Origin of the sequence: Colwellia sp. PAMC 21821, assembly GCF_002077175.1 — a bacterium.
Lineage (GTDB): Bacteria > Pseudomonadota > Gammaproteobacteria > Enterobacterales > Alteromonadaceae > Cognaticolwellia.
In genome coordinates, this window is record NZ_CP014943.1 from 2,954,867 (window position 1) to 2,976,596 (window position 21,730).

Consider the following 21,730-nt stretch of genomic DNA (forward strand, 5'->3'; position numbering starts at 1 on the left):
ATAGTTTAGTAACACCCACTAAAAACTAATTTGTTCATATAAAACAAGCCTCTTAGCCGATATAGAGGTTTATAACGAACAATAACAGTTTATTAAAACCACACTTTTTAGTAACATCTATAGTAACACCAGCGCAATGTTACTAAAGGTAGTGTTACTAAAATGGCTAGAATAACTAATCCCCTTACTAATACCGAAGTAAAACAAGCTAAACCTAAAGACAAAGAATATAACCTTGCTGATGGTAATGGTTTAATGCTGCGCGTTAAACCTAATGGCTCAAAGCTATGGTTATTTAACTACTTTCGACCTTTCACTAAAAAAAGAGCTAATTTAAGTTTTGGCTCATATCCTGATTTATCATTATCTGATGCTCGCTTAATGCGACAAAGCTCAAGAGAACTACTCGCCAAAGATATTGATCCTAAAAGCCAAAAAGAAAAAGAACACACCACAAAAAGAAAAGAGCTTAATAATACTTTTGAAAAAATAGCCTTGTCTTGGTTTGAGCTATACAAGAATAAAGTAAAAGAGAAAACAGCATTTAATACATGGAGCGCGTTAGAGAATTATATTCTGCCGCATATAGGTAAAAAACCAATCGGTGAAATAGAAGCGTTTTATGTTATCGAAATTATTCAGCCATTAGCTAAAGCTGGTAAATCAGAAGTCGTTAAAAAGTTATGCCAAAAGCTAAATAAAATAATGACCTTTGCGGTAAATACTGGCCTAACAAATACCAACCCGTTAGTAGGTATAAAAGATGCCTTTTCTGCGCCTGCCGTAGTTAACCTACCAGCATTAAAACCCGAAGAACTTCCAAGCTTATTGAAAATAATCAGTGCTGCCAATTTAAAAATTCAGACTAGGCTATTAATTGAATGGCAGTTACATACTATGTGTAGACCAGGCGAAGCTGCTGGCGCAATGTGGCAAGAAATAGACTTTAAAAACAAGTTATGGAATATACCTGCTGAACGCATGAAAAAGAGCAAGCCACACACCATACCGCTTACTGATTATACTTTATCTATTTTAGAGAAAATAAAGCCATTGAGTGAGCATAAAGCCTACATATTCCCTAGTCATGTAAGCTCTAAAGGGCATATCAATAAAGAAGCGGTAAATAACGCATTAAAGCGGATGGGCTATAAAGATAAGTTAGTGGCTCATGGCTTTAGAACTATTGCTAGTTCAACGCTAAATGAACAAGGTTTTGATCCTGATGTTATTGAGGCGGCACTTTCACACGTTGATAAAAATGAAGTGCGAAGAACATATAACCGAACGGATTATTTAGAGCGTAGGCGAGTAATGATGACATGGTGGTCTGAGCATATAGAATGCGCTCAATTAGGAAAATTAAATAAATCAAATAAAGGCTTAAAAGCCGTTATATAGTTTTACTAAGCCTAGGGTAGCTCCCGAAAGAAGTTGATTACCTACCAACTTTTGGTTTAGTGAATTTAAGTAGGGATGCGAGGGCGTAATGGAAAACATAAATTCACTTGGGTTTTTTACAAAAAAACAACTAGGACAATTAATAGATTTAAACATTGATGATGTTATAGGTGATATGGATATTTACTGTAAATTCAAAGGCCTTTTATTATCTCGTGATAACAGTCCTTTTTATGCTAACGGTTTTTTTATTATTGAAGAATCTAAATGGGGATTATCAAGCAGTATTGATCCAATAACAGGGGAAGATAGCCCACCAATTGATACTTGTTTTATAACAGCCATAACCGGCACTAAATATAGTGACAATAATGAATTACTAAATAACACCTACAATCTCAAAACAACTTTTGAAAAAGAAGAGCTTCTCTATAGTTACGATGAATTTAAAGTTGCTCTATTAAAACTAGGCGCTCCCCAAACAAAAGATATAACGGAATTAAATAAAAAATCATTCAATTATGATGTCGGGCTAATTAACCAAAAAAGTAATTTTACTTTAGAAGAAGCAAGTAGGATTGCGGCTAATGCTCCCTTGAAAGATCAACAGAGTATTTTTTATTCAATCTCTCTAGTCCAGCATTACCAAGAAATTATCGCTGAATGTGTTAAAGGTCAAAATCAGCATGGTTGTCATTTGATTACAAAGGAGCTTTGGGTTCATTCTTATAGTGATTATGAGCCGTGTAGTAGAAAGTATGACAATGGAACACCGTTAGTTATCAGTGCCAACATTGATTTAGAACTTACTATAATTTCTAAAAATGAGTTTTTAAGATGGTGTAAATATATGGATATTGAGACAGGACTGTATTACCAACAAAAAAGTATTGATGAATCAGTCGAAGCTTTAAAAATAAAGCTTAGTGAGTCTGAGGAAGAAGCCTCACGGATCCTAGGGTTATATTTAAATCAGCCAGAAAACACATCATCAAAAGAAAGTTCCTACCCTCCTGAATTACAACTTGCTATAGATGCTTATGAGCAACTTTGTTTAAATCAAGAACCACTCCCTACCAGCAAAGTTATACAAGACTGGTTACAAAATGAAAGTAAAGAACGAGGTATAACTCATAGAGATGGCGCTAAGGAATTGAAAGGGTTAAGCGATACAAAATTAAAAAGAATTTCTTCAATTATAAAATCTCAGTAATTTCGGTAGTTATAGCAGGGGTTACCTAGGTAACCCCTTACTTATAAATAGGTAATCCCACTTGCCTAACCCCTAGCACAATAGTTTTTAATTGACCTGAATCGTTCAACAACTGACTAAGGCAATTAAATATGACTACTAATAAGTTTTATCAACTAATCCGCAGACCAGCCGTTTTAACACAAACTGCTAGATCAAAATCCGCATTACAACTAGACGAGAAAGCAGGGCTTTTCTGTCCACCTATCTCTATAGGTGATCGCGCTGTTGCTTACATTAAGTATGAAGTAGATACCATCATCCAAGCTCGTATTGAGGGGCAGGCTCCTGAGCAAATTAAAAGTCTTGTTCAAAAGCTTATCGATAATAGAGCAGCTAATAAGGGAGGTATTTAATATGGATAAATTATTATTTACTGCCCCTGATGGCGCATTACCAGAGATCACTAGTCCAGCTTATGAATTATTATCTATCTTTGATGATGGTAATAAACACGCAAGGGATCACCTATGTCTTGAGTTAGGAGGAGGCTTTAGGGCTTACCTACAACAATTAACAGGTGAGTATTATCAACATTGGTTAATTCATACAGAACAAGGCGAGTATAACGGGAAGAAACAAACATTTTACTGGCTAGATGAAAGGCACTTTTCTTGTGACTGGGAGCAAGACAAAGACGCACGAACCATTGCCCGAAAGCAATATAAAGACAGGTCATACTATGGCACTAAAAACGCCGTAAAAAGAATGGAACAAGCAAGGCAAGAAAAAGCCGAAGCTGATAAGGAATATCACCAACGTATAGAAAGTAAAAAGCCCACAGAGGATTAACAAAGTAGGCTTTCTTTTAAACTGGCTAGTGGTTGAAGTTTGACGGCTAAACCACTAGCCAATAACTATAATATAACGAGAAAATAACGAGATAAATAGCTTTTAATTGGTTAGTAGTTACAAACTTGTTAAGTATTGTCCTGTATATGTTGATTGTTAATAACCGTTATTTATAGGTTTTTGACTCTTAAAATTTTAACGTTTAAAAGTTAAGGCAATATAACTACTAGTAGTAGACGGGTAAGCAGTAACTAACATTGAACTAGGTAATTAATAATATCCTTAGCGTTATCTTAGTTATTAAACTATCTAATGGCATACATAACCAAAGACGAAGCAATAACGGTAAACGATCAAACTTGGTGGGTAAACTCTCAGAAAAGTGGGTTAATCACTCATGCGGTTAAAGCGATGATTAATCAAGTCGATGCCATGTTAAGCCACCATAGTAAAATACATATAATACGGTTTGATCTTAGAGTTTATGAATATACCGAAAATAACGGGCTTATGACGGCCTTTAATCGCAGACTACATAAATGGCTAAAGCGTAAATACAATTTAAAACGTGTAGGCTTTATCTGGTGTAGAGAGCTAGAAACAGCTAAACAGCAGCATTATCACTATGCGCTAATAATAGACGGGCATAAGGTTAACTATCCTCATGAAATAACAAACAGAGTAAAAGAGCTATGGCGTCAATTAGATGGCTCTGAATACTTTCCTGATAACTGCTATTACAATGTTAAAAGAGATGACTATGACTCGATACAGGCGGCAATTTGGCGTATATCTTACTTAGCTAAAGCGCGTGGGAAAGGATACAAGCCAGATCAAACAAAGAATTATGGAACAAGTAGAATTATGTGTTCATCAAAGAGTTGCTAGTTTAGAACTTAGAAACCAAGTTCTTCTTTGGATACCTTGGGCTTATCTAATCCAAAATATTGGATCATAAACGATGTCTTTATCCCAAAACCTGAGGGTATCATCAGTAGGCTAATTTCAATTTCTTTATCTTTAGGCCATTTTATAAAAGCATAATTATTGTTTGGATCGGGAGGTGAGTTTCTACCAAATAAAGTATTTAGTTTTACCAGTAAATGACTATATCCATTAGAGTCAAAATTTGCTGCTATTGCGTTTAATCTACCTTCTGAATCAAACGTAAATCTAATAAGTGAATTTTTATCTCTTTCGTATCCTAGGATTTTTCTACCATCTTTCACTTCATAATTAACAATGCCTACATACTTTTTAACTTTTCCGTCAGGAAATATATGTTTTATATCAGATAGAGAATCACCCCATTTAGCGTTAAATGCGCCATTACCAAATATGTCTGAAATTTGTGTTGATTTACTAGGTAGAGATAAAAGTAGAAATAAAGATAAAACAATGAATTTCATAAACTATCCTTAGTCATTTAAGTATGATTATTTACAAATAATCACACGCAATTAACCATTTGTCCATCAGCTATTTTAGGCACCATGGACTCAATAGTGAATTAGGCTTTAAGCACTCTTGGAGTATTTATACGTCGAAAATGTTTCTAAATACATTTCAGCGACTACGATATTGCCAAAGGTTTTAATTATATTATTCATTGCTAAGACTCTGGCAGTTTCATATTCATATTGAGTTGATAGGGCTATAAATAACCATGTTTCTGTTAATACTCGAGGTGGGTAAATATTCATAATCATCCTTAATTACTTATTGTGTAATTAAAGATAGATGATATTGGAGTAAATACAAATCTACATATTGATGAGGTTAAACCAAACTATATTCTACTTAAAGATGGAGTACGGTGAATGTCAATGTCTCATGCCCAACCTAACTTATGCTATAGGGTGGCTGGTCAAATAATTGAAAAGCTATTGATTACTAATTTCATTACTTACTTCTTTGGTGCTTAAAATTTCTTTATCTTTAACTTGTTTTTTTAATTCAATTAATGCCAATTCTGATTCCCTTTTTTTTATGTCCTCTTCATCTTTAATTTTTTGAATTATCGTATTGATTACGTGTGAATCTATTTGATTTTCACCTAAGTTAAGGAATACATCCTTTAAGTAATATTCGGCTAGATTATGTGAACGTTTATCTACATTTAATACGATCTCATTTAAAGCATTTTTTACTTCTTTTTTGTATTCTTTGGCGATTTCCCATTTTTTTGATTCGGCTTCTTCTTCAACTTTTAATTGATGAGAAGTGAAAGCGTCAGTGTTTAAAGTCGCATTGTAATCGTTACCATCTTTTTTTGATTCTATAAACACCCAGATAAAAGCAACTACCCAACCCAAGAAAGTCCAGCCTAAAAATAGGTTTACTATAACAATAGCGTTTGCTTGAGGGTGTTTTTTATCGTAAGCAACTATACTTGGCAAAAAATATAAAATAGGGATTAAAAGAAAGGTAATTAGTTCCATTAGTAACATTCCATTTTATTAATGATTTTTAAATGTGAGCTGGTTAGATGTGTTTATTTGTAAATATTAAAGGAATGAAAGCCCTAAAGATAGCCCTATAATTCGCACAAGATAAAATGATACAATGTAAACTTATCGTTACGATTTTTATTGAGTTATAAGATGACAACAAAGAAACAAGCAGTTACCAGCAAATATATGGCTGGCGATATAAGACATTTAATCAATAAAGCCATTCAAGACGAATTAACCAACTTACCAAATACGCTCGCAGAAATTAAAGATCCAGTTCAAAGGTTAAACTTTTTAACTAAGCTTATGCCGTTTGTATGCGCCCCTATTAAACAAGTTGGTGTTATTACAGCACGTAGAGAAACAGGCGAAGATAATATGTTTTCACTATAGTTTTACGGAGTAGTTATCCATGACTAAAGGCCATCTTTACGGTAGAACACAAACAAGGGCTTACACAGGTGAATATCACAGTGTAAAAGCTAATGTGTTTAAGTCATTATTAGAAATGCCACTAGGTAACTATTCACTCGATGCTGAGTTTCTTAATGATGAACATAAAAAGTTCACGTTAAAAGAAAGTGGTAACGGTATTCGTTATGTAACATTCACCATAAACGAGAAGCCACACCAAATAGCTTTAAAGCTCGATAATAGCAGCGCAAGCAATAAGCTATACATTACTTGCCCATACTGCCACAAACAACGCCAAAGCCTTTACGTTATCAAATACGCCTATGGTTGTCGGCAATGTATTGGCTTACATTACGCCAGCCAGAGTGAAAGACCAAACGAACGGCTAATGAGGCGCATTAGAAAGCTTAGAAAAGAGTTATGGGGCTATGACTGGCCTGATGTAAATAATATGTTTGAGCAAGTCATTTATTGGCCTAAGCCTAAATGGATGCGCTGGAAAGCTTTCGAGCAAAGACGAAATAAGATAATCGAGTTAGAAAAAAAGTATTGGCCTATGGTTGATGCTCAAATGAAAACTACATTTGGCAGTAACTTCATGACTGAGTAATAGAGCCAAAATCATAGAAGTCGTTATTTGTTAACTTTTGTGTAGTTATTGGCGAGTTTTAGGCTAGGTTATTAATAATTTTTTTATAAGGTGACTTTTCTTTTTAGTAACATGGTTAGTAACACTGTTTTGTTGTTTGTTTTTATAAGTTCTTATATATCAAGTGTTTCGTTCTCTTGTTCGACGCAGGGTCAAGGCACCATATATATAATTGAATATAATTGAAATCAATACCTAAAGCCTTAACAGTCATATGTTAAGGCTTTTTTGTTGGCTTATTATAACTTTACACTTTAGGGATAACTTGCCGCAGAGTAATTAGCAGATATATATTGCTGGTGGTAAAAAAAAGCCCACTATTAAGCAGGCGTTTTGTTTAACTCATAGGTATATAAATCAAAGGGCTATTTTTTCTGAGCCTGCTTGTTAGCGCTTTTAGTGGCTCTTCGTTCAGCAATAACTTGTTTTATGTCACCGCCGATATGTTCTTCACCACGAGCTTTAGCAAGGTTGATTTGTTTTTCACGCTCTTGAAAACTGCTTTTTTGCTCGTCAGTGTATTTGTCAAAACAACGCGGGCAACTTACGCCTTGAATATAATGCTCGCTGGTTTTTTCTTCGTCAGTGATAGGGTAACGACAGGCAAAGCATTGGTCATATTTACCACGCTCTAAACTATGATTAACGGCGACTCTAGCGTCAAAGACAAAGCATTCGCCTTGCCACATTGTTTCTTGCTCTGGCACTTCTTCAAGATATTTTAAAACCCCACCTTCTAAATGATATACCTCGTCAAAGCCTTGTTCTTTTAGATAAGCAGTGGATTTTTCACAGCGAATACCACCGGTACAGAACATAGCGATTTTTTTATGTTTGTTTTTATCTAAATTTTTCTCAACATACTCAGGAAATTCGCGGAAGGTTTCGGTGTTTGGGTTGATCGCATTTTTAAAGGTACCAATTTCTACCTCGTAATCATTACGGGTATCTATTAGTAGTACTTCTGGATCAGAGATTAGCGCATTCCAATCTTTAGGCTTTACATAGGTGCCAACAGTCAGTGTTGGATCGATACCTTCGACACCCATAGTAACAATTTCTTTTTTTAATTTAACTTTAGTACGCTGAAAAGGGTTTTCTTGATGGAACGAGCATTTAGATGAAACGCCTGAGAGTCGACTGTCGCTATTTATAAAAGCGAGTACGGCGTCTATGCCAACTTGTGAACCCGCAATTGTGCCATTGATACCTTCAAGTGCTAAAAGTAAGGTGCCTTTTACCGCATTGTCTTCCATTACTTTTTGTAACTGTGGTTTAATGGCTTCGAAATTTTCTAAACGTACAAATTTATATAATGCGCAAACGGAAATGTTATTCATATTTTATTGACCCATTGAGCGAGCCTGATAGTAAGTCAGGAGCTATAGATTGAATGTAGACCTACCACTTAAGGTAAGAGTGTTAGTTTATCATCTATTGATAAAACGGCAGCATTCTAGCAAATGTCGCTGGTGCCTAATAGTAATAAGCTAAATTTTTTTAAATTGATGAGCCAAGGCGGCTGTAAACTAGTCCCTGCAACATATTGTTGACAGTTGTTTATCAAGTATATTTTCTTAGCATAGCCTTTATCGGATCGCTTGTTATAATATTGCATTATTGCAACGTTATTAACGTGTGTCTTAAACACGTATTTCACCTATTTTCTGGAGTTTTTTAGCCCATGTCGAACACCAATTTACTTAATGAAACGCATAACCCGGCTTTAGTCAGTTGGGTTGAATCTGCTAATGTAGAAAATTGTGATTTTCCAATTCAAAACTTACCTTTTGCGAGCTTCAAGCTAAAGAGCAGCGAAGAGGACTTTCGAGCAGGTGTTGCTATTGGTGATCAGGTTGTAGATTTAAAAGCACTATTTGCCTTAAATGTATTTACTGGTGATGCACAATTAGCCTTAGCACAATGTTGTCATTCTCAGCTGAATAACTTTATGTCGATGGGTAAACGTTTTTGGAGTGCTTTACGTCAAGCTTTGTCACAATCATTAACACAAGGTTCAGATCTACAAGCGACATTAGCATCATGTTTGGTCGCACAAGCGGATGTTGAATACGCCTTGCCATGTCAAATTGGTGATTACACAGATTTTTATACGTCGATTCATCATGCCACTTCGGTGGGCAGCAAGTTTCGCCCTGATAACCCTTTATTACCTAATTATAAATGGGTTCCTATTGGTTATCATGGTCGCTCTTCTTCAATTGAAGTTTCTGGTAGTGATTTTAAGCGGCCTAAAGGACAAACTAAGGCACCAACAGCAACAGAACCTTCTTTTGGCCCGTGTAAGCGTTTAGATTATGAAATGGAAGTGGGCATATTTATTGGTAACGGCAACGATTTAGGTGAGCCTATTAGTATTGAAAACGCTGAAAACCACGTTTTTGGTATGTGCTTATTTAACGATTGGTCGGCACGCGACATTCAAGGTTGGGAATATCAACCCTTAGGGCCATTTTTGTCAAAAAGTTTTGCTTCTACGGTATCGCCTTGGATTGTTACTTCAGAAGCCCTAGCGCCTTATCGTGCAACCTGGACACGTGACGTAGCCGATCCTCAGCCTATGCCTTACCTCGAATCACAACAGAATCGTGATCTTGGTTCTTTAGATTTAAACTTACAAGTATTAATTGAAACTGAAGCTATGCGTAATGCAGGTCAAGAGGCGGTGCAACTGTCACAATCCAACTTTAAAGACTCATACTGGACAGTGGCGCAAATGGTGGCGCATCATACGGTTAATGGTTGTAACCTGCGTTCAGGTGATATGTTTGGCAGCGGTACGCAATCGGGTCCTAATCCTGAAGAAGCCGGTTCAATGCTTGAGTTGTCAAATGCTGGTTCAGAGCCTATTAAATTGCCTAACGGTGAAACACGTACTTTCTTAGAAGATGGTGATTGTGTGATCATGAAAGGCTGGTGTAAAAAATCAGGCGCTGCACGCATTGGTTTTGGTGAAGTTAGCGCGACTATTTTAGCTGCTGATTAAAAATATCACTGTTTGAACTTAAAAAAGCTCCACATTGTTGGAGCTTTTTTTTAACTTTAATTCATCCGATTATATTGATTTGTCCTGATGACCGGCTCGTCTGTAGTCACCGCCATTAACAAGGTGTTAACTTTTTTGGCTTATATTTAACCATGCTTTACGTTAAGGTAAACACAGGTTTTTGAAAAAGTTCATTTTTTTTTACATTTTTTTATATTCATTTAACTGAGTAAATATGCAAAGACAGTTAAGTTTAATGCGAAATATCTCGTATGTTGTTTGTTTTAATTTTTTCTTGTAAGGCATGTAGAATGTGGGTTACAGATTGGTTACATATGTTAATCAGCTTTTTGACGGCTTGTGTATACTCTTGCATATCAATTCTTTTTATACATTTACTGTCGAAGGGCCAATAAAATCACTACTTGTAATGTTTTTCTAGCTGTTTTATAAAAGAATCAAGCCTTTTGGGTTATCCGCACGAATAATAATAACATCGTGGTTTGGTGATAAGCGCAAAAGGCAAAATAAATTATAAAAATAGATAACTATAAAATAGATAACTATAAAATAGATAACTATAAAATAGATAACTATAAAAAACATATTCATATATTAGGAAGAAATAAAATGTCTACAACATTCCGTATTGGTACTTTAGCTATTGCTGTTGGCTTAGCACTTGGAACAGCTCCAAGTTTCGCCGCTGGTTTTGCAGAAAAAGCAGCAAAAAAAGAAAGTGTTGAACGTATCGCCGTTATTGGTTCACGTTCAGCGCCACGTTCAGTAGCCGAATCACCGGTACCAATTGATATTATTGGTGGCGATGAGCTAGGTAAAAATGCGTCAAGTGACATGCTAGATATGTTAGTTGGTGCTATTCCATCATTGAACGCACGTGCACAACCTATTAGTGATGCTGCATCACTAATTCGCCCAGTTAACTTACGTGGTTTACCATCTGATTCAACGTTAGTACTTTTAAACGGCAAACGTCGTCACCGTGCATCAGTTATTGCTTTCCAAGGTGGCGGTATTAATGATGGTGCACAAGGTCCTGATATTTCAGTTATCCCAAGTGTTGCTATAAAGCAAGTTGAAGTATTACGAGATGGTGCTGCAGCGCAATATGGTTCTGATGCCATTGCTGGTGTAATGAACTTTGTATTGAAAGATGATTCAGATGGCGGTTCAATGTCAGTGAAACATGGTTCATATTATGAAGGTGATGGTGATCAAATGATCGTAGACGGTAACGTTGGTTTACCATTTACGAAAGATGGTTTTGTAAACTTAAGCTTTCAATTAAAAAATGCTGATGCTACTAGCCGAAGTGTACAACGTCCTGATGCACAAGGCATTGCAGACGCAGGTAACACTTCAATTCAAGATCCAGCACAAATTTGGGGTAATCCTGAAGTTAAAGATGACATTACTTTATTCGCTAATGTTGGTCTAGATTTAGGTGATGATAAAGAATTTTATATGTTTGGTAACTATTCTGAACGTGATGTAACCGGTGGTTTCTACTACCGTAACCCACATAACCGTGGCAACGTTTACTCTATTGATGGTGGCGAAACACTACTTGTTGGTGATATCGCACAATCACAGGGCGCAGCTCGCACGTGTGATGTTGTACCTGCTAATGTTGGTAATGTTCTAAATACTCCTGAATATCAAGCAATGGTTGCCGATCCTAACTGTTTCTCAATGAACCAAATATTCCCAGGTGGTTATACTCCGCAATTTGGTGGCAATATTACTGATACTTCATTAACTGTTGGTACTAAAGGTGACATTAACAGTGGCATGCTTGAAGGTTGGTACTATGATGTAAGTGGTTCAGTAGGTCGTAACGAATCTAAATTTAATTTAAAAAACACCTTAAACCCATCACTTGGTTTAGAAACCCCTGTTGATTTTCAAACAGGTAGCTATATTCAAATGGAAAAAACCTTTAACTTTGATTTAGTTAAAGGTATTGATATGGGGCTTGATGAACTGGTCAATGTTGCGACAGGTTTAGAGTGGCGAGAAGAAAGCTTTGAAATAGTTTCAGGCGAAAAAGCGTCTTGGGAAGCGGGTGCTTTTGCAGACCAAGGTTTCAACATTGGTTCTCATGGCTTTAAAGGTTTTGGTCCTGAAACTCAAGGCCGTAACGACCGTCGTAATATTGCGGCTTATGTTGATGTTGAAGCACAATTAACTGAAGACTTTTTACTTGGTGCTGCAGTACGTTATGAAGATTTCAATACCTTTGGTAGCACAACTAACTATAAGCTAACGGCTCAATACTCACTTAATGATGAAATTTCATTACGTGCTTCTCATAGCACAGGTTTTAGAGCACCAACGGTTGGCCAAGCAAACGTAGTAAATACTCAAACATCATTAGTGATGGGTGAATTAATTCAAACCTTCCTTGCGCCACCAACTAACCCGTTGTCTGCGTTTTACGGTGGTAAAGAATTAACGCCAGAAGAATCAAAAAGCTTTGCTTTTGGTGGTGTTTATCAATACGACGATTTCTTCTTTACACTTGATTACTACAATATTGAAGTAACAGATCGTTTAGCACAGTCTAGCCAAATTGACGTTTTAGCGGCAGATTATGCTCAACTTGAAGCGCTTGGTGTTGTGAATCCGGAACTGATTTCAGCGGTAACTTACTTTTCTAATGATTTTGATACCACTACTCAAGGTGTTGATATTGTTGCTAACTATTCAATGGCATTAATGGACGGTGATACGTTACTATCATTAGCCTATAACTGGAATGAAACGACAGTTGATAAATTTAATCCAGCCACTACCGATGAAGGTAAAGTACATCGTTTAGAAGAAGGTATGCCTGATCATCGCGCAACTTTCACTATTTCTCAATCATGGGAAGATGTATCGGCATTTGTTCGTGTTAACTACTTTGGTGAGTACTTTGCAACACACGCTGATGATACTTGTGCAGTTGGCTGTTGGAATGAAACTGCTGATTCAGCCGTTACTATTGATGCAGAAGTAAGTTACTACCTAAATGACAGCATTACATTATCTGCTGGTGCTAATAACTTGTTCGACCAAGAAGCTCATAAGTTACCTGAAGAATCTTACGGTGTACTAGGTGCTCAATATTACGAAAGTGGCCCGTTTGATTACAACGGTGGTTTCTACTACGTAAAAGCAACTTATAACTTTTAAATTAAAAGTAAGTTAAAGCTAAAAAACCATATCAATTGATATGGTTTTTTTTTATGCCTGAGGTTTTAAATTGAATCAAGGCTTACAATTGGCTAGTGTTTAATCTAAAGGGTTAAATCAAGTCATAGCAAGTTGATCACATAATTAATCAAACTTATATGATATTGTTTTGTTGCAAATAGTCGACTTTGAATTGTGTTAGAACTTTTAATCTCTGCTGCGATATCGCTTCTTTTATCTGTAGGCCCTTTAAACCTTGCTCAACAAAAGGTTTAGCTGTGATCATATTTAACATTTCAAATGCGCGATAAAGAAAGTCTTTTTGCAGATATTCGCGTGTTTCAAACCCTAAACGTCCGGTAAAGTCAGCTTGGCAACACAGTAAAAAGTCTTCAAATTCTGCTGGTTTTCGCCAAACGTCGAGTTGTTCAAATAGTTTTAACGTAGTGCTAGGCTTTAATTCAAACGCTTTATGTACATGCAAATGGAACTGGCAAACTTTTAAGGCTAAGTTTTTATGTGCTGTTGGCACCCTTAAACGAGTACATAATGCCTCAATTAGTGGTAAGCCAGCAGTTTCGTGGCCAGGATGTGATGGTAACGTTTCATCTTCTGTTAACGACTTGCCTAAATCATGGCAAACACTGGCGAATCTTACGGTGGTTTTTGTCGATAATAATACCGCTTGTTTTAATACCATCATGGTATGCAAACCTGAACAGATTTCAGGGTGCCATTTAGCTGGATTTGGAATGCCCCATAAATTATGTAAATCAGGCCAAATTGATTTTAATGCCTGGCATTGATACAAAACATTAAAGAAAACTTCAGGGTTAGCGTCGGCTAAACTGCGCTCCATTTCTTGCCATATCCGCTCCCCAGAAAGGCTTAACAACTCACCGCTCTCACTCAGTTGTGTCATTAAAGATATTGTCTCAGGCGCGACAGTAAAACCATAGGCATGATAACGAGCAGCAAACCGGGCAACCCTTAAAACGCGTAGAGGGTCTTCAATAAATGCGGATGAAACATGGCGAAGCACTCGATTTTTTAGATCTACTTGACCATGATAAGGATCAACAATTTTGCCATTTATATCCATCGCCATGGCGTTAATGGTTAAATCTCTGCGCATTAGGTCTTCTTCAAGGGTAACATCAGAAGAGGCATTACAGTTAAAGCCAGTATAGCCTTGGCCTGCTTTTTTCTCTGTACGCGCTAACGCATATTCTTGTTTACTTTTGGGGTGAAGAAATACCGGAAAGTCTTTACCTACTTGGATAAAACCGAGTTTACGCATTTCATCAACACTTGAGCCGACAACGACATAGTCGTTATCTACAACGGCACGATTAAGCAGCGAGTCACGAACGGCGCCACCGACTAAAAACGTGTTAAGTAGTTGGGTTATATCTGCCATTTAAGCGCTTTAAGCCTCTGAAAATAAATAAGTAAATAATAAGGGGTTATTATACCAATAAACTCTAACACAAATGCAGCTGATTTTTGACATATGCCTGCGTTCAAGGTAATTTCACAGGGTCGATTCATTAGTTAAGATTTTCTATGTATACAAGCTATTTTGGTTTAGAAGAAAAGCCATTTTCAATTGCACCGAACCCTGATTATTTGTTTATGAGTGATCGTCACCGCGAAGCACTTAATCACTTAACCTATGGTTTAGGTGATACCGGTGGTTTCGTGCTACTTACCGGCGAAGTAGGTACTGGAAAAACTACGCTCAGCCGTCGTTTAATGGAAAATTTACCCGAGAATACCCAAGCAGCTTTTATTCTTAACCCAACACTTTCTAGTCAAGAGTTACTCGCCACCCTGTGCGATGAATTAAAAATTCGTTATCGCAAAACAGGTGCCACGTTAAAAACATTGACCGATAAAATACAACAAAAATTACTTAAGAATCACAGTGACAATATAAATACACTGCTAATTATTGATGAAGCTCAGCATTTACAGCCTGAAGTGCTTGAGCAATTAAGGTTATTAACCAATTTAGAAACCAATACCAAAAAGCTTTTACAAGTTATTTTGATTGGGCAACCTGAACTGCAACAATTGTTACAGCGTCGAGATTTACGCCAATTAGCGCAACGAATTACCGCGAGATACCATTTATTACCGCTAAACAAACAAGAAGTGGCTCAATATCTTAAACATCGTTTATCGGTGGCTAAGTGTTTTCGAAATATTTTCGACAAAAGTGCTGTCAGCGCAATTCATAAAACCTGTAACGGCATACCTCGCTTAATGAACCTGTTAGCAGAGCGCTCTTTAATGAACGCTTATAACAGTAACAATGCCGTGGTTAATCGTAAAATAGTCTTACAAGCAGCGCATGATGCCTTAGGTGATGAATTTGAAGTTAAAGCTTGGTGGAAAAGTAGCTTTGTTAAAGTGGGTGGGGTAATTTCAGCATTAACTGTTGTGCTTGTAATTGGAATTTGGTGGGGAACTTATCAACTGCAGGGTTTTCAATCAAAGCCCAGTTTAATGGCTACAGATAATGAGACTAGCATTAAGGTGGCTCAACCAGTAATGCAGAGCAACAGCATTTCCCCAGCTGATAATAATGAGAATGCATTAGTACAAAATACGCTTACTGACACACAAACCCTGATTAATGAAAAAATAGTATCTGACAAAGAAACCGTTATTTCTAATAACAATATAGATAGCACAACGTTAGTTAATGCAGCTGAGGAGCAGTTATTAGCGACTAATAAAAAGATACTTGCTGCTGAAAAAAAATTAGCTAACCTACAAATTGCACAGCAACAAAGCGCAGACGACTTTACCCAACCAGAAAAAAAAGTAACGCCAAATAACTTTGTTGTTGAAGCAGAAGAAGGGGTGTCAGACGCATTATTAGCAAGTTTTAAATCGGCTATTGAAGAAACCAAGCAAAATAAACAAGGCGTTGAAAATCCGACCGTAGATAACAGCGACCTTTTATCCCTAACGCAAATGCCTGTTTGGGTGCAAGATGGTGTGCCGTCGATAGCTTTTGAAATGCATATTTATGCCAGTGATGGTCAAGGCTGGGTCAGAGTTAATGGCCGAGATCGTTATGAAGGTGATTATATTGGCCGTGAATTACTGCTCAATGAAATTTTACCGCAGAAAGTGATACTGAGCTTTCGAGGGGAGAAATTTACCATGGACGCACTAACGTCCTGGAATTAATTGAGTTTAGCTGATTTGGTTGGATGGTTATTCAGTTGATTTAGTTGATTTAGTTGATTTAGTTGGCTTAGTTGGTTTAGCTGATAATTAATGAGTCTTACGTTTTTAATTTAAATACAGTGTTTAAGCCATCAGCATTATGACTGATGGCTTAAATTATTAACTTACTGCCAAGCGGGCATTTTTGCTTCGTAACTTTCTATTTTTGCAATTTTATTTAACGTCCAACCGACACTATCAACACCATTTTCAAGACAGTACTTATGAAAAGGCGTCATGGTGAAACTATATTCCTTATCGCCAGAACTAACTGTGCTATTGATTAAATCAACGGTTAAATGTTGTAAGCTATCTTTAGATTGTTTAAATAGCTCAGTTATTTCTGCCGCTGTTAACGTAATTGGCAATACACCAATATTAATACAGTTAGCGTAAAAAATATCAGCAAAGCTCGGTGCTATAATTACTTTAAAACCATACTCTTGCAAAGCCCAAGGCGCATGTTCGCGACTTGAACCACAACCAAAATTTTCGCCAGTTAGCAAAATACTTGCGTCTTTATACTCGGGCTTATTTAGAATAAATTCTGGGTTATTCTCTTTACCGTCATTATCTAAATAGCGCCAATCGTTAAATAAGTGTTGGCCAAACCCTGTACGAGTAGTTTTTTGTAAAAATTGTTTCGGGATTATTTGGTCGGTATCAACATTTGCTGCGTCCAATGGCACAACTAAACCATAATGTTGGGTAAAATTTTCCATGTTATGCTCCTTGAACTTGTTTGTTTATAGTGGTTAAGTCGACAAAATGTCCTGCAATAGCAGAAGCTGCAGCTAACTCTGGACTGACTAAATGAGTTCGGCTACCACGGCCTTGGCGGCCTTCAAAGTTACGGTTGCTGGTAGAAGCACAACGATCGCCTTCAGTTAAAATATCATCATTCATACCTAAACACATTGAGCAGCCTGGTAAGCGCCATTCAAAACCTGCATCAATAAATGTTTGTGCTAAGCCTTCAGCTTCGGCTTGTTCTTTAACACGGTAAGAGCCTGGTACAACAATCGCATCAACTGTAGGTGACACTTTTTTACCTTTGGCGATAGCGGCGGCGGCGCGTAAATCTTCAATTCTTGAGTTTGTACACGAACCGATAAAGACTTTATTAATCGCAATGTCAGTAATTTTAGTGCCGGCAGTTAACCCCATATATTTTAATGCAGCAACACAAGAGTCGCGCTCAACAGGATCCGTGAAATCTTCAGGTGATGGTACAACGCTATCAACTTGAGTTACTTGCCCTGGTGTTGTTCCCCAAGTCACTTGGGTTTTAATATCTTTGGCTTCAAGTGTTAAGTAGCTATCGAAAGTGGCGTCGGTGTCTGATTTTAGTTTCTGCCAATCTTCAACGGCTTGTTGCCACACTTCGCCTTTTGGCGCGTAATCTTTGCCGTTTAAATAGTCAAAAGTGGTGGCGTCCGGCGCTATAAGTCCTGCTTTGGCACCAAACTCGATGCTCATATTACAGACCGTCATACGCTCTTCCATCGTTAAGCGTTCAATGGCATCACCACAATATTCAACCACATAACCCGTTGCGCCCGCACTGCCTGTTTTACCAATAATAGCTAAAATAATGTCCTTAGCACTAATGCCAGGGGCAACTTGGCCTTTAACTTCAATTTTCATGGTTTTAGCTTTAGTCTGACGTAATGTTTGCGTTGCGAAAACGTGTTCAACTTCAGATGTGCCAATACCAAATGCCAAAGCGCCAAAAGCACCATGAGTAGAAGTGTGCGAATCGCCACAAACAATTACAGTACCGGGTAACGTTAAGCCTAATTCTGGGCCGATAACATGGACAACACCTTGGTTTTTATGACCCATGTTAAATAACTCAATACCAAACTCTTTACAGTTTTTCTCAAGCGTTCTCAATTGATTTGCTGCACCTTCTCCTGCGGCATTAATTTCAATAGAGCGAGTAGAAACATTATGATCCATTGTCGCAATCGTACGCTCAGGATGGCGCAATACACGATTATGGAATTTTAAATTGGCGAAAGCTTGTGGAGATGTAACTTCGTGAATTAGGTGACGATCAACAAAGATTAACGGTGTTTCACCCGTCTTTTCTTCAATGATATGACTCTGCCATAATTTTTCGTATAAAGTGGTCGCCATTTTAGTGTGCTCCTGAAGTTTTTTGGTTGTTAACTATATATTGACAGATAATGTCGCCCATTTCGTTGGTTGATTTAGCGTTATGGCGCTGGTCTTCACTTAATAGATCGCCGGTAAAGTTACCCGCGTTAAGTGCGTCTGCCACTGCATTTTCGATAGCATCAGCTGCTTCAACTTGATTTAAACTGTGACGCAGCATTAATGCTACTGAAAGAATTTGAGCGATAGGGTTAGCAATACCTTTTCCTGCTATATCTGGCGCCGTGCCACCAGCGGGTTCATACATACCAAAGCCTTGCTCATTTAAGCTTGCTGAAGGTAATAATCCCATAGAGCCTGTTATCATGGCGCAGATGTCAGATAAAATATCACCAAAAAGATTAGAACATAACATAACGTCGAACTGACCAGGGTTACGCACTAATTGCATTGCGGCGTTATCAACATACATGTGTTCAACAGCTACGTTAGGGTAGTCTTTTGACACTTCAATAACCACTTCTCGCCATAATTGTGACGAAGCTAATACATTGGCCTTATCGATAGAAATAACCTTGTTACGACGTTTTTGAGCAGACTGAAAGGCAAGGTGTGCTATGCGGCTTATCTCTTTGCGAGAGTAAATCATGGTATCAAAGGCGGCTTCATCTTCTTGCCCTTGGTTTTTTCGCCCTTTAGGCTCGCCAAAATAAATACCACCGGTTAATTCTCGAATCACTAAAATATCAAAACCTGCTTGAGAAATATCAGCGCGAAGTGGTGAAAGATGGGACATAGCGCTTTGTAGCTTTGCAGGACGCATGTTGCAAAATAGTCCGAAATGGCTACGTAAATCTAGTAAAGAAGCTCTTTCAGGTTGCTCAGTTGGAGGCAAATGACTCCATTTTGGGCCACCGACCGAACCAAATAAAATAGCGTCGGCTTGTTCGCAGCCTTTGATAGTGCTAGCTGGTAGTGCTTTACCGTGATTGTCGATAGCACAGCCGCCAACGTCGTAATGCTGAGTAGTTATTTCAAAATCATATTGTTGGGCAACTGTTTGTAAAACTTTTTCTGCTTGGGCCATAACTTCTGGTCCGATACCGTCACCGGCTAATACTGCAATCTTCGACATAGTGTTTTAAACCTATAAATTTATAAATTGAATTTAATTTAAACTAGCTAAGTTTAGCGAGTTTTTATCTGTTTATATTGAATTGGCTATATTTGGTTTTGACCATCAATAGCCGCTTCTTTTACAAACTCGATATTTTGTTCTGTTTTTAGCTCAGTTTTAAGCTCGGCAATCGTAATAGCACGATGAATACCATTAAGTGCATTGACTAAGGCATGTCCTGACGCTTTAATAACATCAGTATCTAGGCCGTAGCCATGAAAATTTCTGCCTTGCCATGAGACAACAATATCAGCCTTACCTAAACCATCTTCACCTTCACCTTTGTTTGAAATTTTGTAATCGCTTACTTCAAATTCAATATCAATGGCTTTTTTAATTGCGCGATAAAGTGCATCTACGGGACCATTACCGGTTGCAGAAACAATTTTATGTTCATCGCCAATGGCAAGTTTGATGCTCGAAGTAGCAAATTCACTACCGCCGCTTTGTACGTTTACTGTTTGTAAGCGATAAAAGTCTTGCTGGTCTTGTTGTTTAATATTAAAAAGTAAAGCTTCTAAGTCATCATCGAAGACTTGGCCTTTTTTATCCGCTAAGGCTAAAAAGTCAGCATAAAGCGTTTCTATTTCATAATCAGACTCTTGATAACCTAAGCTTTCCATGCGGTGCTTAATAACGTGTCGACCACTGCGCGAAGTTAAATTCAATTTAGTTTTACTGATACCGACACTTTCTGGTGTCATAATCTCATAAGTATTACTGGCTTTTAACATGCCATCTTGATGAATACCTGATGAATGGCTAAAAGCGTTGCCACCTACAATGGCTTTATTCAATTGCACGGGCATATTACAAAGTTGGCTGACTAATTTTGAGGTACGGGCAATTTCTTGATGATTAATTTGAGTATGCACGCCCAACAATTCATGGCGAGTTTTCATGATCATGGCAACTTCTTCAAGTGAACAATTACCTGCACGCTCACCAATGCCGTTAATGGTACATTCAATTTGCCTTGCGCCTGCTTGCACTGCTGACATAGAGTTAGCGACAGCTAAACCTAAATCGTTATGACAATGTACGGAGATAACCGCTTTGTCGATATTAGGTACGCGATTGAATAAGGTTTCAATGATACCGCCGAATTCGTTCGGTAAAGTATAACCAACCGTGTCAGGAATATTGACTGTTGTAGCACCCGCTATAATAGCTTGTTCAACCATACGGCATAAGTTGTCTATTGGGGTTCTACCCGCATCTTCACACGAGAACTCGACATCATCTGTAAAGCGGCGAGCATATTTAATGGCGTGTATTGCCATGGCTTGCACATCAGCAAAGCTTTTTTTCAATTTTTGCTGAACATGTACATCAGACGTAGAAATAAAGGTATGGATACGAAATTGGTCTGCAGGCTTTAAGGCATCTGCACAGGCTTTAATATCGGCTTCAACCGCGCGAGCTAACGCACAAACTCGCGCATTTTTCACTGTCCGTGCTATCTCTTGCACAGACTGGAAATCACCCGGTGAAGATACTGGAAAACCCACTTCCATAATATCGACACCAAGGCGTTCAATTGCGTGCGCTATTTGCAGTTTCTCATGTACCGATAAACTTGCGTTTAGTGCCTGTTCGCCGTCACGTAATGTTGTGTCAAAAATAATTACTTTATCGTTAGAAGTGCCCATGTTTGTCCCTGATTTAAAAGTGTTTACGCTAAATAACGAGCATAAAAAAACCCGCGTTGAATAGCGCGGGTTTAGTGTTTTATTATGTTATCTATTTATTTTTAAGCAATAAAACCTAGCCGCGCGTGGATAATACGAGGAGGAGGTTAATAAGAATGTTGTTGTTGAAATTTTTCATTTATGTTTTTTTATTAAGAGAATAAATATTTAGTACCCTATTTTTAACTTAATTAGTGTTTGGTTGTCAATAAAAAAATAGATATAAATGAAAATATGATCTTTACAGTAAAAATGTGCATTGAATAGCCATAAATTGATGGAAAATCATTCTTAATTAATAATTAGAACTAAAATCAGCTAAAGGCATTATA

Annotated in this window: 18 protein-coding genes; 10 read left to right on the forward strand and 8 right to left on the reverse strand. The window is 37.4% G+C overall.

Annotated features, from left to right (window positions below; translation table 11 throughout):
- Positions 1-162 precede the first annotated feature (162 nt).
- The 5 genes from A3Q33_RS12575 (at position 163) to A3Q33_RS12595 (ending at position 4,333) form a co-directional block, all read left to right on the forward strand.
- On the forward strand, positions 163-1,401 hold the full coding sequence (locus tag A3Q33_RS12575; protein ID WP_081180251.1) for an integrase domain-containing protein: 1,239 nt from the start codon (positions 163-165) through the stop codon (positions 1,399-1,401).
- Between the two features lie 88 nt (positions 1,402-1,489).
- Positions 1,490-2,614, forward strand: a complete 1,125-nt coding sequence (locus A3Q33_RS12580; RefSeq protein WP_081180252.1) for a hypothetical protein — start codon at positions 1,490-1,492, stop codon at positions 2,612-2,614.
- A gap of 131 nt (positions 2,615-2,745) precedes the next feature.
- Positions 2,746-3,009: a helix-turn-helix transcriptional regulator gene (locus tag A3Q33_RS12585; RefSeq protein ID WP_081180253.1), complete on the forward strand. Its 264-nt coding sequence runs from the start codon at positions 2,746-2,748 to the stop codon at positions 3,007-3,009.
- A 1-nt stretch (position 3,010) separates the two neighbouring features.
- The gene (locus A3Q33_RS12590; RefSeq protein WP_081180254.1) at positions 3,011-3,445 is read left to right on the forward strand and encodes a hypothetical protein; all 435 of its coding nucleotides are present in this window, start codon (positions 3,011-3,013) and stop codon (positions 3,443-3,445) included.
- A gap of 312 nt (positions 3,446-3,757) precedes the next feature.
- Complete coding sequence (locus A3Q33_RS12595; protein ID WP_081180255.1) at positions 3,758-4,333, forward strand: YagK/YfjJ domain-containing protein; 576 nt, start codon at positions 3,758-3,760, stop codon at positions 4,331-4,333.
- Between the two features lie 8 nt (positions 4,334-4,341).
- Here A3Q33_RS12595 and A3Q33_RS12600 read toward each other — a convergent pair whose 3' ends face one another.
- On the reverse strand, positions 4,342-4,854 hold the full coding sequence (locus A3Q33_RS12600) for a hypothetical protein (RefSeq protein ID WP_081180256.1): 513 nt from the start codon (positions 4,852-4,854) through the stop codon (positions 4,342-4,344).
- 474 nt (positions 4,855-5,328) lie between these two features.
- Complete coding sequence (locus tag A3Q33_RS12610; RefSeq protein WP_081180258.1) at positions 5,329-5,886, reverse strand: superinfection immunity protein; 558 nt, start codon at positions 5,884-5,886, stop codon at positions 5,329-5,331.
- Between the two features lie 162 nt (positions 5,887-6,048).
- Here A3Q33_RS12610 and A3Q33_RS12615 point away from each other — a divergent pair, with 162 nt between their 5' ends.
- Together A3Q33_RS12615 and A3Q33_RS12620 are read left to right on the forward strand one after the other, a co-directional pair.
- Positions 6,049-6,291, forward strand: a complete 243-nt coding sequence (locus A3Q33_RS12615) for a hypothetical protein (RefSeq protein ID WP_081180259.1) — start codon at positions 6,049-6,051, stop codon at positions 6,289-6,291.
- Positions 6,292-6,310: 19 nt separating this feature from the next.
- Positions 6,311-6,922: a hypothetical protein gene (locus A3Q33_RS12620; RefSeq protein ID WP_081180260.1), complete on the forward strand. Its 612-nt coding sequence runs from the start codon at positions 6,311-6,313 to the stop codon at positions 6,920-6,922.
- Positions 6,923-7,326: 404 nt separating this feature from the next.
- Here A3Q33_RS12620 and trhO read toward each other — a convergent pair whose 3' ends face one another.
- Positions 7,327-8,301, reverse strand: coding sequence for an oxygen-dependent tRNA uridine(34) hydroxylase TrhO (gene trhO / locus A3Q33_RS12625; protein WP_081180261.1), 975 nt, complete (start codon positions 8,299-8,301; stop codon positions 7,327-7,329).
- A gap of 344 nt (positions 8,302-8,645) precedes the next feature.
- On the opposite strand from trhO, the gene fahA reads away from it, so the two are divergent.
- A complete protein-coding gene (gene fahA / locus A3Q33_RS12635; RefSeq protein ID WP_081180263.1) occupies positions 8,646-9,968 on the forward strand; it encodes a fumarylacetoacetase in 1,323 nt (440 codons plus the stop codon).
- Between the two features lie 630 nt (positions 9,969-10,598).
- Entirely contained in the window at positions 10,599-13,166 is a 2,568-nt protein-coding gene (locus A3Q33_RS12640) for a TonB-dependent receptor plug domain-containing protein (protein ID WP_081180264.1), read from the forward strand.
- Between the two features lie 154 nt (positions 13,167-13,320).
- On the opposite strand, the gene A3Q33_RS12645 is transcribed toward A3Q33_RS12640, so the two are convergent.
- Complete coding sequence (locus tag A3Q33_RS12645) at positions 13,321-14,586, reverse strand: multifunctional CCA addition/repair protein (protein WP_081180265.1); 1,266 nt, start codon at positions 14,584-14,586, stop codon at positions 13,321-13,323.
- 146 nt (positions 14,587-14,732) lie between these two features.
- Between A3Q33_RS12645 and A3Q33_RS12650 the strand changes: the two genes are divergently transcribed.
- A complete protein-coding gene (locus A3Q33_RS12650) occupies positions 14,733-16,370 on the forward strand; it encodes an AAA family ATPase (RefSeq protein WP_081180266.1) in 1,638 nt (545 codons plus the stop codon).
- Between the two features lie 164 nt (positions 16,371-16,534).
- Here the strand turns inward: A3Q33_RS12650 and leuD are convergent, their stop codons facing one another.
- From leuD to leuA, 4 genes are all read right to left on the reverse strand, one after another.
- The gene (leuD, locus tag A3Q33_RS12655) at positions 16,535-17,131 is read right to left on the reverse strand and encodes a 3-isopropylmalate dehydratase small subunit (RefSeq protein WP_081180267.1); all 597 of its coding nucleotides are present in this window, start codon (positions 17,129-17,131) and stop codon (positions 16,535-16,537) included.
- A 1-nt stretch (position 17,132) separates the two neighbouring features.
- Positions 17,133-18,551 (reverse strand): 3-isopropylmalate dehydratase large subunit, encoded by a 1,419-nt coding sequence (gene leuC / locus A3Q33_RS12660; protein WP_081180268.1) that lies wholly within the window; start codon positions 18,549-18,551, stop codon positions 17,133-17,135.
- Position 18,552: 1 nt separating this feature from the next.
- On the reverse strand, positions 18,553-19,665 hold the full coding sequence (gene leuB, locus A3Q33_RS12665) for a 3-isopropylmalate dehydrogenase (RefSeq protein ID WP_081180269.1): 1,113 nt from the start codon (positions 19,663-19,665) through the stop codon (positions 18,553-18,555).
- 86 nt (positions 19,666-19,751) lie between these two features.
- On the reverse strand, positions 19,752-21,359 hold the full coding sequence (leuA, locus tag A3Q33_RS12670; protein WP_081180270.1) for a 2-isopropylmalate synthase: 1,608 nt from the start codon (positions 21,357-21,359) through the stop codon (positions 19,752-19,754).
- Positions 21,360-21,730: the final 371 nt, after the last annotated feature.

Bases quoted from the DNA above. Each gene is read 5' to 3' on its own strand.
- A3Q33_RS12575 (WP_081180251.1), top strand. From the start codon at position 163: ATGGCTAGAATAACTAATCCCCTTACTAATACCGAAGTAAAACAAGCT.
- A3Q33_RS12580 (WP_081180252.1), top strand. From the start codon at position 1,490: ATGGAAAACATAAATTCACTTGGGTTTTTTACAAAAAAACAACTAGGA.
- A3Q33_RS12585 (WP_081180253.1), top strand. From the start codon at position 2,746: ATGACTACTAATAAGTTTTATCAACTAATCCGCAGACCAGCCGTTTTA.
- A3Q33_RS12590 (WP_081180254.1), top strand. From the start codon at position 3,011: ATGGATAAATTATTATTTACTGCCCCTGATGGCGCATTACCAGAGATC.
- A3Q33_RS12595 (WP_081180255.1), top strand. From the start codon at position 3,758: ATGGCATACATAACCAAAGACGAAGCAATAACGGTAAACGATCAAACT.
- A3Q33_RS12600 (WP_081180256.1), bottom strand. From the start codon at position 4,854: ATGAAATTCATTGTTTTATCTTTATTTCTACTTTTATCTCTACCTAGT.
- A3Q33_RS12610 (WP_081180258.1), bottom strand. From the start codon at position 5,886: ATGGAACTAATTACCTTTCTTTTAATCCCTATTTTATATTTTTTGCCA.
- A3Q33_RS12615 (WP_081180259.1), top strand. From the start codon at position 6,049: ATGACAACAAAGAAACAAGCAGTTACCAGCAAATATATGGCTGGCGAT.
- A3Q33_RS12620 (WP_081180260.1), top strand. From the start codon at position 6,311: ATGACTAAAGGCCATCTTTACGGTAGAACACAAACAAGGGCTTACACA.
- trhO (WP_081180261.1), bottom strand. From the start codon at position 8,301: ATGAATAACATTTCCGTTTGCGCATTATATAAATTTGTACGTTTAGAA.
- fahA (WP_081180263.1), top strand. From the start codon at position 8,646: ATGTCGAACACCAATTTACTTAATGAAACGCATAACCCGGCTTTAGTC.
- A3Q33_RS12640 (WP_081180264.1), top strand. From the start codon at position 10,599: ATGTCTACAACATTCCGTATTGGTACTTTAGCTATTGCTGTTGGCTTA.
- A3Q33_RS12645 (WP_081180265.1), bottom strand. From the start codon at position 14,586: ATGGCAGATATAACCCAACTACTTAACACGTTTTTAGTCGGTGGCGCC.
- A3Q33_RS12650 (WP_081180266.1), top strand. From the start codon at position 14,733: ATGTATACAAGCTATTTTGGTTTAGAAGAAAAGCCATTTTCAATTGCA.
- leuD (WP_081180267.1), bottom strand. From the start codon at position 17,131: ATGGAAAATTTTACCCAACATTATGGTTTAGTTGTGCCATTGGACGCA.
- leuC (WP_081180268.1), bottom strand. From the start codon at position 18,551: ATGGCGACCACTTTATACGAAAAATTATGGCAGAGTCATATCATTGAA.
- leuB (WP_081180269.1), bottom strand. From the start codon at position 19,665: ATGTCGAAGATTGCAGTATTAGCCGGTGACGGTATCGGACCAGAAGTT.
- leuA (WP_081180270.1), bottom strand. From the start codon at position 21,359: ATGGGCACTTCTAACGATAAAGTAATTATTTTTGACACAACATTACGT.